The sequence below is a fragment of the Halomonas sp. AOP12-B1-6 genome, assembly GCF_052379225.1.
Classification (GTDB): domain Bacteria; phylum Pseudomonadota; class Gammaproteobacteria; order Pseudomonadales; family Halomonadaceae; genus Vreelandella; species Vreelandella casei.
The window spans coordinates 440341-451162 of record NZ_JBQSYK010000001.1; the positions used below are offsets into that span (position 1 = coordinate 440341).

Sequence of the window (10822 nt, forward strand, 5' to 3'; positions counted from 1 at the left end):
ACGAATCAAGATGGTGGAGCCTAGCGGGATCGAACCGCTGACCTCAACACTGCCAGTGTTGCGCTCTCCCAGCTGAGCTAAGGCCCCACATGTCGCGAAGACGGAGCGTATAATACTGATTATGATCATCTTGGTCAACAGCGAAAACGTCTATTTAGTTCTGACAAGATCAGTGACAAAAACAGGCGCTTTCGCCATGGCTATCTTAATGAGTTGTTACGCAATATCACGAAACTCTTTTTCAAAACGCTTGGCCTGCTTTTTCGAAACGCCGCCTAGCACGTCAATGGCACCACGCAAGCGGGCTCGAGTAATGTCAGAGCCGAGAATCGCCATCGCATCCATCACCGAGGTACTGGAAGTACTGCCAGTGATAGCAATAAATACCGGCGCGAGGAACACCTTCATTTTCAACTCAAAATGCTCGGCCAGCGTTTTTACCTCGTCAAGCAACGCCTCTTTATCCCATGCTGAAACGCCCTCAAAGCGCCAAACAAGGAACTGAAGCAGCTTAACCAGCTCTTCTTCATCAAGCTTCACGCTATCAAATGAATGCTTTGTTAACGCTGGCTGGCCTGCAAAGAAATGACCGGCGAGCGGCATTACTTCGGAAAGCGTTTCGACCCGGGGCCGCAACTGAGGCAGGATTTGCTTCACGTACGCTTCGTTGAAGGCCCATTCGCGCAGCGCTTTCAACAATGCATCGTCATCCAAGTCTTCACGGATATAAACACCGTTCAGCCACGTCAATTTTTCTAAATCAAAGACCGGACCACCCAGCGACACACGCGTCACATCGAAATCAGCGATCATTTCTGACAAGCTGAATTTTTCACGCTCGTCAGGCATTGACCATCCCATACGACCTAAATAATTGGTAACGGCCTGGGGCAAAAAGCCCATACGGCGATAATAATTAATCGACGTCGGATTTTTACGTTTAGAAAGCTTAGATTTGTCAGGGTTGCGTAGCAGCGGCATATGACACAGCACCGGCATTTCCCAATCAAAATACTCATACAGCAACTGATGCTTAGGTGCGGAATTAATCCACTCCTCACCGCGCAGTACGTGAGTAATGCCCATCAAATGGTCGTCGACAACGTTAGCCAAATGATAGGTCGGCATGCCATCTGACTTAAGCAGTATCTGTGCATCGACCTGGGCCCAATCCACTTCAATAGTGCCACGCAGCATGTCATTGACGACGCAAACACCTTCAGCAGGCACGTTCATACGCACCACAAAAGGCCAGTTCTCTTGCCGGCGGCGCGCTAGCTCACTCTCATCGAGCGCTAAGTCAGCGGATTTCAATGCCAAGTGCATACCCGCCGCTTTGCGTGCCTCACGCAGGTCATCTAACTCTTCACTGGTGCGGTAGCACTTAAACGCATGCCCCGCGTCTAAGAGCTGCTGAATATGCTGCGCGTAAATTTCGCCACGCTCGCTCTGCCGATACGGGCCATGAGGGCCACCGACATCAGGGCCTTCGTCCCATTCAAGGCCCAGCCAGTGCAAGGAGTCGAGAATCATCTGCTCCGACTCAGGCGTGGAGCGCACTTGATCCGTGTCTTCAATACGTAAAATAAATTGGCCGCCATGCTGACGCGCAAAACATAGATTAAAAAGCGCTATGTATGCCGTACCAACGTGTGGATCCCCGGTGGGAGAAGGTGCGATACGAGTACGTACGGTCATGAAAACGTCCTATGGCAAATATGCATGGCCATATTATACCCACCTTAGCCACAACCTACAGCGTCGCGCAGGGAACAATTGGCGTCCAAAAGCGTCATAAGGTGGGCTCAATGTTGCATGTCCCTTAATACGTGCTAAGTAAAGATCGATTAATACGGCACTGCAGCAACATCTTGAGTGAGCATCTCAAGAGTGAGTTAAGATATAACGCTTGGTTATAGTGCCACTATTCTTAGTGGATGGAACTCAACGAGCTTGTTAGCTCATTCAACAGGAAGATGAAATGGAATCGCTAGGCTCACGAATAAAGCAATTGCGGCTTCGAGCCAAGCTCAACAAAGCAGCGCTGGCACGCAAAGTTGGCGTGTCAGATGTCACCATTTCTTATTGGGAATCCGGGGCGATCAAACAGATCGGTCACGAACGCTTAGTTGCGCTTGCTGATGCCCTTGACTGTTCCCTGGCAACGCTCTTAGAAGGTGATAGTGCTCCTGAGCTTTTAACGTTGACGCATACCGGCCCACTCCCCTGGGAACAGGTACAAGCAACGAAAATAAGAATCCCCAATCACCTGCCCATGACGATTGATTGGAAAGCACCGTGCGTTATGACCACGCCGGGTCCTGATACAGATTTTTCACCGGCCACCCCGGGTGATTTACTGTTGCTTGGCCCAACGCATGTATTCCACAAAGCGGGTCATTACGTTGTACAGCGCGACGATCGTTTCGTGATCGAGCACTTCGCCAAGGCTCCAAGCGATACTGCCATCCACGCAGTACTGTTAGCCCACTGGCATCCTGCCTAAAGCGTCTACCTCCCCGGACTCTCTAGCACCTCCACCTGGTCACGCGTGCGTCTTGGTTCACTCCCTACCAAAAAGCGCCGTGAGTAGGTGGCCACTTGGCCCAGCCCATGGCGGGATTGACTGACAAGCTCTCCCGCCAGGTGCTGGCCATTGTGACCAATGATTGCTTGTACCGCGACGGGTTGAACACTGCCCTCTGAAACATCAACACGCACGTCGTAACCACCATCGGGTAATCCGCTACCTGAACCAAATGGCCCCGCTGAAAATAGCCCGCCTTCTACCTGGGTGCGTGCTTGCCAGCGCACTCGGCTGATCTCACGTTCGACAATAATTCGTACCTGAGTACCGTCAGGCAAATTGCTTTCACCCTCGACCATTAAGCGCCGATCGGTGCGCAGCGATACATGTGTAGATAGCTCGACAATAAGCGGCGCAACGTCTTCTTCTACCGCGGATGACTCAGGGGGTGCTTGCTCAGGCTGCGCAGTCGCTACCGTGTCACTGGCCGGCGGCTCAGTTTCTCCACAGCCAGCCAGTAGCGCAGCAGACACGATCAATACGCCAGCGCGATTTATTATATTGCCCATACGAACTCCCAAAACGTTACCTAGCCTGCAGCTTACCACTGCATAGCGGCCGCCACAGCGGAATACGCCTTTTTGAATCCGCGGCACGCTCTACTTCCGGTACAATGTGCTTATCGTGCTAACAAGACACTTTCAGGAGCAGCAGCTTTGGATATCATTTGGTGGGTGGCATATGTGGCTTTGGGCGGTTTTGTTGGCCTCATGGCTGGCTTATTAGGCATCGGTGGCGGCGGCATTATGGTGCCGATTCTCACCTCGTTATTCGTGCTTCAAGGCGTGCCTCATGAGCACCTTGCCCACTTAGCCCTAGGCACCGCTATGGCGGCTATTATCCCAGCCTCCACCGCAAGCTTACTTTCCCACCATCGGCACGGGGCGGTTCGCTGGGATATCGTGCGTTTTATTACCCCAGGCATATTAGCGGGTACTTTTTTTGCAACCTTTGTTGCCGCACTTATTCCTACTCGCAGCCTGGCGATTTTTTTCGCCTGCTTTATGGTATTGATGTCGATTCAAATGCTGATAAACGTTAAGCCTAAACCCAGCCGCAGCCTGCCTAGCCCCGTTGGCGTAAGCGGAGTGGGGTTAGGTATCGGCGGCATTTCGGCGCTGGTCGCCATCGGCGGCGGCTCGCTGACGGTCCCCTTCCTCACCTGGTGCAACGTCACGCTTCCCCGCGCCATAGGTACCTCGGCAGCCGTAGGCTTACCCATCGCGCTGGCGGGTGCTCTTGGCTACATCATCAATGGCTGGGGCGTTTCGGGCCTACCCGACGCAACGCTAGGCTTTGTTTATCTGCCCGCCTTTCTATTAATGGCGCCCTTCAGCATCCTCATGGCACCTATCGGCGCAAAGCTCGCCCACAAGCTGCCCGTGGCGCTACTCAAACGAGTATTCGCCTTCCTGCTGATGGGGCTGGCCCTGCAGATGGTATATGCGGTGTTTACGGCTTAATGCACATAATGCGACGTTTAGTACAGATGCCTACACTAACCACTAACCACTAGCTCACCCAAGCAGAGGAAGAACTTACCGGCATCGTTTTTTTGTTATTAGCGTGTCTAAAAAGCGATGTCATGCTTCTCCAGGGTTTGATATTGGCCCGCCTCAATTCGCAGTACCAGATAACCATAGCCGCCCACATCAACATTCTCCATGGTCAGCACTTCACGACAAAGCAGTCGAATCACACCATCATGGGTCACCAGTAGGTTAGCATGATGGAACTGTTCCTCGGTTCGAAATGTCCATCAAACATAACCAACCTTAGAATTTTCAATATGATCGGAGAACTATATGGCTATGCGCATTAAATCTATCGCAACCACAGGATTAGTAAGCATACTTCTAGCGGGCCAAGCATACGCTTTCGATATCAATAGCGTAACTGATCGCGCAAGCAATATGGCTTCCAGCGGAGGCAGCAGCAACCTATTAAGTTCACTTTCAAGTGGCTCGTTCAATTTCGCTAATCTTGAGAACCTCACCGGCGTTTTAAGCTATTGTCAGGAAAACGGGTATTTAGGTAGTAATGCAGATATCGCCAAAAGTCAGGTTATGTCACGTCTAGGTCTTGAATCTGAGCCGGAAGAAAACCAAAGCTACCAAGAGGGCCTGTCTGGTATGCTTCAAGGCGACGGTGAATCCTTCAACTTAAGCGCCTTAGGCGACCAAGTCGGCGAACGCGCCTGCGGCATGGCAGCAGACCAAGCAATGTCGTTTGCTGGTGGATAACCCACCTCAACGACAAATACTTTGTTCTACAAGATAATGCGTAAAGCGGGCTTGCCGCAAAACAGCAAGCCCAATACCCTTTGAAGATCAATTAGCCCTCCTCAACGCCCTAGATTAACGGTATCCCTTGCTCTGTGCTGGGCACCCTTTCTTACGTACAATGGCGCGTATACAAAGCGCCATTGCTGAAAAGATCTCAAAATGTACCCAGTTTTTTTGGGACCTCGCCCAGTATCCTTACTTGGTACACTGTAGACACACCCAATGCGTTAATTACGGCTTAAAGAGGCAATAATGCTGCATTCCGTGCGGCCAAAGCATTACTAAATGACTAATTTAATTAAAGAAAACAGTGCAGATCGGGGCCGGCTTTTTTCTGTGGCCCCCATGATGGATTGGACGACCCGCGACTACAGAGCATTTGCCCGCACACTAACCAAGCGTGCGCTGCTGTATACCGAGATGGTCACGACTGGTGCGATTTTGCACGGGACGCCCCGTGAGCGCTTCTTAGGCTATAACGAGGTGGAGCACCCGCTTGCGCTGCAGCTAGGCGGCAGCGATGCCGGTGAGCTGGCGGAGTGCACGGCGATTGCTGAGGCATGGGGTTATGATGAGGTGAACCTGAACGTGGGTTGCCCAAGCGATCGCGTGCAGAACAACATGATTGGCGCGTGCTTGATGGGCTACCCCGAAAAGGTAGCGGACGCCGTGCGGGCAATGCAGGCGGCGGTGTCTATTCCTGTCACGGTGAAGTGCCGTATTGGCATTGATGATCAGGATGAAGACGCAGATCTTGAGCGGTTTATTGCGATTGTCGCTGACGCTGGCTGCGAGGTATTTACCGTTCACGCCCGTAAGGCGTGGCTACAAGGTTTATCACCTAAGCAGAACCGTGATGTACCGCCGCTTAACTACCCCCGAGTTCATCGTTTAAAGCAGAGCCGCCCTGAACTGCATATCGGTATTAACGGCGGGATTAAAACACTCGCCGAATGCCAAGAGCAGCTCACCCTTGTGGACAGCGTTATGGTGGGCCGCGAGGCGTATCAAAACCCGTGGCTACTGGCCGGTGTTGATGAGCAGCTGTTTGGTGAGAAAGGCCCGGCGGAGAGCCGCTTGGATGCCGCGAACGCTTTCCGGCCTTATATTCAGCAGCGCTTAGACGAAGGCGCCAAGCTGAATCATATTACCCGCCACCTGCTGGGCCTGTTTCAAGGTTGCCCAGGCGGAAGGCGGTTTCGGCGTCATTTGTCAGAACACGCGCATAAAGAAGGCGCAGGATTGCGCCTATTTGATGAAGCATTAAGCTTAGTGCGTGAGCCAGAGACCGAAGACACCCAGCCCGCCCCCATGCCTGTTTAGCGACCAACGTTCAGGCGGCGGGCCGAGTATTTACAGCATTACGGCTGGCCGCCTTTCACGCCTTTAGCGATGCGATCACCTACGTCTTGGTCGATATTGCGCCAATACTCAAACGCACGCTCAAGCACTGGCTCGCTGACGCCGCCTGAAAGATGCCCAACGACGTTGGACACTAAACGATCACGCGCGGCATCATCCATTACATCGCGAACTAACGTACCGGGCTGACCCCAGTCATCATCGTCTTTGCGCAGCGTATAAGCTGCACGTACCAACTCACCGCTGGTGGCCCATACGGCATCTTCTGGAAAACGCTCAACATCGGCTTTAGGGCCACCTTTGCTGTTCGGCGCATAGACAGGGTCTGTCGCGTGATGCATACGCATGGCACCACCCTGGGTATAGCTATTGACTGGGCTTATGGGCATATTGACGGGGATATGCTTGTAGTTAACGCCCAAACGCGCCCGATGTGCATCGGCATACGAGATAGAACGCGCCAGCAACATCTTGTCGGGTGAAAGGCCGGTGCCCGGCACCATGTTGTTAGGCTCGAACGCGGCCTGATTGATTTGGGTATGGAAGTCGGTGGGGTTTTGGTTAAGGGTTAACTTACCCACTTCCATCAATGGATAGTCGTCGTGGGGCCACACCTTGGTGAGATCAAAGGGGTTATAGCGATAGGTTTTGGCATCCTCAAAGGGCATGATCTGCATTTGCAGTGTCCAGGTGGGGTGCTCGCCACGCTGAATGGCTTCAAATAGATCACGGCGATGATAGTCGGCGTCGGTGCCGGCCATTTTATCCGCTTGTTCCTGAGTCATGCACTTGATGCCCTGGTCGGTTTTGAAGTGATACTTCACCCAGAACCGCTCACTTTCATTATTAACCCACATATAGGTATGGCTAGAGTAGCCATTCATATGCCGCCATGTCGCCGGCACGCCACGGTCTCCCATTAACCAAGCTACCTGGTGAGCCGATTCAGGTGACAACGTCCAAAAATCCCACTGCATATCATGGTCACGCAGGCCGTTATCGGCGCGACGTTTTTGTGAGTGAATGAAGTGCTGAAACTTCATGGGATCACGCACAAAAAACACTGGGGTGTTATTACCCACCATGTCGAAATTGCCTTCCTCGGTATAAAACTTCACCGAAAAACCGCGTGGATCACGCCATGTATCAGGGCTACCGCTTTCACCTGCTACCGTCGAAAAGCGGATCAGCACATCGGTTTTAGTGCCTTTCTGCAGAAACTTGGCTTTGGTGTATTTGCTAACATCGTGGGTGACTTCAAAATGCCCAAAAGCACCACTGCCCTTGGCATGCGGCTGACGGTCAGGGATCATTTCACGGTTAAACGCCGCCATTTGCTCCATCAGGGCGTGGTCGTGCATCACAATAGGGCCATCTTGCCCGACTGAGAGCGAATGTTCGTCACTGCTAACCGGTATGCCCGCATCCGTTGTGGTGTGCTTAGGTTTATCGCTCGTCATCGCTTTTCCTCCATGTCACGGTAGACGTGGCGTTTGACCGCCACTCGTTCGAGTACGATGAAAGCTTGGCTATTAATTTTCATTGTTATCAATGTAGCCGCTAACAAAGCCCACCCTTAGGTATAGCCAATCAGCCGCCAACTTTCCATGTATGGCGGCTATCACTTCTCTATCAAACCAATAGCTTTTATGTATAGGCAGCTAAAAAGAAAAAGAATCCGTGGGCGGCACCAAGCTTGAGTTAAAGCTTTCGATGGCCGTTTCAGCCTCCTCAATTTCATCGAAACGGGCAATATGAAATAGCGCTTCACCTTCGTTAGCCAGCGGCAAGCGGCTCATCCCAATCACAATTCCATCTGCCACCGCGCGTACTTCGCCCTCTTCATTGCCAAAAGGGTCGGCCACTTTGCCCAGCACCTCACCTTTGGCAACGCGCGCGCCTAGGCGCACCTTGGGGCGCAAAATACCGTCGATAGGCGCCCTTGCCCAGCTTGAGCCGTTGGCCAGTTCAGCAGGCGCTGGCGTGCGGCGGCGCTGCTCACCGGCCAACATGCCTAAACGCCGCATAACGCGCAGTACACCGCGGGCACCGGGTGCAATCGCCCACTCATCAAAGCGCAGCGCTTCACCGGCTTCATAGGTTAATACTGGAATACCACGGCTCTGCGCGTAGTGGCGTAGGCTACCTTCGCGCAGCTCAGCGTTAAGCACCACGGGCGCGCCAAAAGCATCTGCCATGCGCTCGGTTTCACTGCCTGGGCGCAGCTGTGCACGAATTTGCGGCAGGTTCGTGCGGTGAATCGCCCCGGTATGCAGATCAATAATATGCGTGGCGTGATCAACAATTTGTTCGCGAAATAAAGCGGCAATCCGACCACCTAACGAGCCTGACTCACTGCCCGGAAAGCAGCGGTTAAGATCACGCCGATCAGGCAAATAGCGCGTTTGCTGTAAGAAACCAAATACATTGACCACCGGCACTGCGATCAGTGTGCCACGAATGCCCTTAATCGCTTTGGCGCGCAGTACCCGGCGAACAATTTCCACGCCGTTGATTTCGTCGCCATGAATACCACCGCAAACCAGCAAAACAGGGCCATCCTTGCGCCCGTGCACGACCTCCACAGGGATATGAAGCGGCGTATGGGTATATAAACGCGCGACTGGCACATCTATTTGTAAACGCTGGCCGGGCATAATGGTGTGCTCGCCCAGTTGAAAAGGTGCTCGCGGCATGCTTAAAGTCCTGTTTTAACGATGATGCTTCACGCTGTCTCAGTGAATACGGATCCACTCCATTGCCTTTTTATACGCCTGACGCTGCAAAATAACGAGCCTAACCCTTCTCTCTATGCGATAGCTGAATTATCCATACAGTTTTGAATGTAAATATCAGCCAGCTTAGGTTAAAATGTGACCATTACGTTTCGATCATAAGGTTGCGCGCCATGGCAAGAAAAACTAAAGCTGAAGCTGCTGCCACTCGGGAAGCACTGTTAGAGGCTGCCGAAGAGGTGTTTTTTGCCAAAGGCGTGGCACGCACATCACTAGAACAAATTGCTCGCCATGCAGGCCTTACTCGAGGCGCTGTTTATTGGCATTTTAAAAATAAGGGCGATTTGTTCATGGCGCTTGTCGAACAAGTCCGCATGCCCTTTCAATCGCTCATGGAAGAAGTGGAGAAAACCGAGGCGGGAAAATCGCCCCTTGAGTCCATCCGCTTAGCCTGCCATGCCGGCTTGGCTCGTATTGAACAGCCCTCATATCAACGCATACTGTCCATCTTGCTGCATCGCTGCGAGTTCTTCAGTGATATCAACCCGCTCGAAATGCAGGATAAAATTGGTAACGAGTGTTTCGATGAAATGCTGTCAGTGTTTGAAATCGCGCAACAGCAGCAGCTGTTGCGTGAAGACCTCTCGCCGGCCGTTGCCACGCGGCTGATGCAATCAATGCTAGGTGGTCTCTTCCACGACTGGCTACGCAACCCCGGTGCTTATTCGATTCGGGAACGCGGTGGAGAAATGATCGACACTTCCATCCGCATGATGCAGCGCTAATTATTTAACGCCACTCTTAATGCAGCTGGTGACACTCAGCGTACCTAACTGCGGGCACGCCCCCCATGCTAGACCGACCTGAACAGGTCATGCCCATTGAGCGCTTTTTAATACGGACTGCAAAGGCTGATGTAGTACCCAACGAGCAAACTCAAGCGACCAAGGTCAGCCCTACTATCACTCAGTGGCTAACCCAGCAGTGGCGGAAGTGGTGACAATAGCTGAGCGACGCTTGTAGGCAATGCGCCCAGCTGTTTGCTATCAATGCGAAGTAGAGTACGGCACCGAGTGGCGTTTTTTTCGGTTGAGCCGCAGCTTGTTCAAATGAACGCGTGTTTCTAGGTAGTCTTGCTCTGACACGCTCCGATAAGCGCCCTCTGAGGGCAGGTACTTCACCAGCACACGACGCTCGCCTTGAAGTGGCAACGTCCCCTCTTTGCTATGCAGCGTTACTGCGCTGTTCGGCTCATTATCAATCACTGCAAATGCCAACTCACCGCGGCCTTGGCGCTCAGTCACCACCACGGTTTCTCCCAACAAGCACCGGCGAGTAAACGGACGATAGCGGTGCAACCCACGGTGTAGCGCGTGGCAAATCGATGCGGCGATAGGGGAAGCAGCGACCATTGACAACCACAACACCAGTACGCCCACCGGAATACGTATTAAGCCAAGTGGCAGCCAGCGCAACACCAATAGCTCTATCGTCAACGTGAGCGCCGCTGAAATAGCCAAAATAACGCTCAATGCCAGTATGGCAGGCACACCGGCAAAGCCTAGCGAGACCAGCGTGCTGGCGAGGTGGTCTTCTTTTAAGCTATCACGTTCAAATAAATCTAGCGGGGCTACTCGAATCAGCACTAATAGCCAGTAGAACGCCAGTAACCCGAGTAAGACAACGAGCACAATGCTCGGAAATTGCATGGCAGCGTGCAGTACATGTTCCATAGTGGCGCTCCTCCGATACTTAGCCGGCGATGTATTATTATTTAAAGCTTAGTCTACATTAGCTTTTTAGTACCACTTTTCAGGCTATTTTCGTCAGATAAAAAAACGGGCATCACCCGA

At 52.5% G+C, this 10822-nt stretch carries 12 protein-coding genes and 1 tRNA gene; 6 read left to right on the plus strand and 7 right to left on the minus strand.

Features of this window, described 5'->3' with window-relative positions; genetic code table 11:
* Positions 1 to 11: 11 nt before the first annotated feature.
* Both ACT3TR_RS01975 and gltX read right to left on the minus strand, forming a co-directional pair.
* Positions 12 to 87: transfer RNA gene (locus tag ACT3TR_RS01975), tRNA-Ala, on the minus strand.
* A gap of 129 nt (positions 88 to 216) precedes the next feature.
* Complete coding sequence (gltX, locus tag ACT3TR_RS01980; RefSeq protein WP_444624654.1) at positions 217 to 1698, minus strand: glutamate--tRNA ligase; 1482 nt, start codon at positions 1696 to 1698, stop codon at positions 217 to 219.
* 283 nt (positions 1699 to 1981) lie between these two features.
* Here gltX and ACT3TR_RS01985 point away from each other — a divergent pair, with 283 nt between their 5' ends.
* Entirely contained in the window at positions 1982 to 2506 is a 525-nt protein-coding gene (locus ACT3TR_RS01985; protein WP_444624653.1) for a helix-turn-helix domain-containing protein, read from the plus strand.
* Positions 2507 to 2511: 5 nt separating this feature from the next.
* Here ACT3TR_RS01985 and ACT3TR_RS01990 read toward each other — a convergent pair whose 3' ends face one another.
* Entirely contained in the window at positions 2512 to 3096 is a 585-nt protein-coding gene (locus tag ACT3TR_RS01990) for a hypothetical protein (RefSeq protein ID WP_096281460.1), read from the minus strand.
* Positions 3097 to 3243: 147 nt separating this feature from the next.
* On the opposite strand from ACT3TR_RS01990, the gene ACT3TR_RS01995 reads away from it, so the two are divergent.
* Entirely contained in the window at positions 3244 to 4050 is an 807-nt protein-coding gene (locus ACT3TR_RS01995) for a sulfite exporter TauE/SafE family protein (RefSeq protein WP_096281463.1), read from the plus strand.
* 107 nt (positions 4051 to 4157) lie between these two features.
* On the opposite strand, the gene ACT3TR_RS02000 is transcribed toward ACT3TR_RS01995, so the two are convergent.
* Positions 4158 to 4286, minus strand: coding sequence for a hypothetical protein (locus ACT3TR_RS02000; RefSeq protein WP_255249108.1), 129 nt, complete (start codon positions 4284 to 4286; stop codon positions 4158 to 4160).
* Positions 4287 to 4392: 106 nt separating this feature from the next.
* Between ACT3TR_RS02000 and ACT3TR_RS02005 the strand changes: the two genes are divergently transcribed.
* Positions 4393 to 4830, plus strand: coding sequence for a DUF2501 domain-containing protein (locus tag ACT3TR_RS02005; RefSeq protein WP_096281465.1), 438 nt, complete (start codon positions 4393 to 4395; stop codon positions 4828 to 4830).
* A gap of 327 nt (positions 4831 to 5157) precedes the next feature.
* Positions 5158 to 6195, plus strand: coding sequence for a tRNA dihydrouridine(20/20a) synthase DusA (gene dusA / locus ACT3TR_RS02010; RefSeq protein WP_441684562.1), 1038 nt, complete (start codon positions 5158 to 5160; stop codon positions 6193 to 6195).
* Between the two features lie 38 nt (positions 6196 to 6233).
* Here the strand turns inward: dusA and ACT3TR_RS02015 are convergent, their stop codons facing one another.
* Together ACT3TR_RS02015 and ACT3TR_RS02020 are read right to left on the minus strand one after the other, a co-directional pair.
* Positions 6234 to 7694 carry a catalase gene (locus ACT3TR_RS02015; RefSeq protein ID WP_096281469.1) on the minus strand — a complete coding sequence of 487 codons (1461 nt, stop codon included), beginning with the start codon at positions 7692 to 7694 and terminating at the stop codon, positions 6234 to 6236.
* A 201-nt stretch (positions 7695 to 7895) separates the two neighbouring features.
* Positions 7896 to 8930 carry a succinylglutamate desuccinylase/aspartoacylase family protein gene (locus ACT3TR_RS02020; protein ID WP_444624652.1) on the minus strand — a complete coding sequence of 345 codons (1035 nt, stop codon included), beginning with the start codon at positions 8928 to 8930 and terminating at the stop codon, positions 7896 to 7898.
* Positions 8931 to 9142: 212 nt separating this feature from the next.
* Between ACT3TR_RS02020 and ACT3TR_RS02025 the strand changes: the two genes are divergently transcribed.
* Positions 9143 to 9754, plus strand: coding sequence for a TetR family transcriptional regulator (locus ACT3TR_RS02025; protein ID WP_441684565.1), 612 nt, complete (start codon positions 9143 to 9145; stop codon positions 9752 to 9754).
* A 65-nt stretch (positions 9755 to 9819) separates the two neighbouring features.
* Positions 9820 to 9969, plus strand: coding sequence for a hypothetical protein (locus tag ACT3TR_RS02030; RefSeq protein WP_444624651.1), 150 nt, complete (start codon positions 9820 to 9822; stop codon positions 9967 to 9969).
* A 46-nt stretch (positions 9970 to 10015) separates the two neighbouring features.
* On the opposite strand, the gene ACT3TR_RS02035 is transcribed toward ACT3TR_RS02030, so the two are convergent.
* Positions 10016 to 10702 carry a hypothetical protein gene (locus ACT3TR_RS02035; RefSeq protein ID WP_444624650.1) on the minus strand — a complete coding sequence of 229 codons (687 nt, stop codon included), beginning with the start codon at positions 10700 to 10702 and terminating at the stop codon, positions 10016 to 10018.
* Positions 10703 to 10822 lie beyond the last annotated feature (120 nt).

Coding starts and splice junctions, on each gene's coding strand:
- gltX (WP_444624654.1), bottom strand. CDS start 1,698: ATGACCGTACGTACTCGTATCGCACCTTCTCCCACCGGGGATCCACAC.
- ACT3TR_RS01985 (WP_444624653.1), top strand. CDS start 1,982: ATGGAATCGCTAGGCTCACGAATAAAGCAATTGCGGCTTCGAGCCAAG.
- ACT3TR_RS01990 (WP_096281460.1), bottom strand. CDS start 3,096: ATGGGCAATATAATAAATCGCGCTGGCGTATTGATCGTGTCTGCTGCG.
- ACT3TR_RS02005 (WP_096281465.1), top strand. CDS start 4,393: ATGGCTATGCGCATTAAATCTATCGCAACCACAGGATTAGTAAGCATA.
- dusA (WP_441684562.1), top strand. CDS start 5,158: ATGACTAATTTAATTAAAGAAAACAGTGCAGATCGGGGCCGGCTTTTT.
- ACT3TR_RS02015 (WP_096281469.1), bottom strand. CDS start 7,694: ATGACGAGCGATAAACCTAAGCACACCACAACGGATGCGGGCATACCG.
- ACT3TR_RS02020 (WP_444624652.1), bottom strand. CDS start 8,930: ATGCCGCGAGCACCTTTTCAACTGGGCGAGCACACCATTATGCCCGGC.
- ACT3TR_RS02025 (WP_441684565.1), top strand. CDS start 9,143: ATGGCAAGAAAAACTAAAGCTGAAGCTGCTGCCACTCGGGAAGCACTG.
- ACT3TR_RS02030 (WP_444624651.1), top strand. CDS start 9,820: ATGCTAGACCGACCTGAACAGGTCATGCCCATTGAGCGCTTTTTAATA.
- ACT3TR_RS02035 (WP_444624650.1), bottom strand. CDS start 10,702: ATGGAACATGTACTGCACGCTGCCATGCAATTTCCGAGCATTGTGCTC.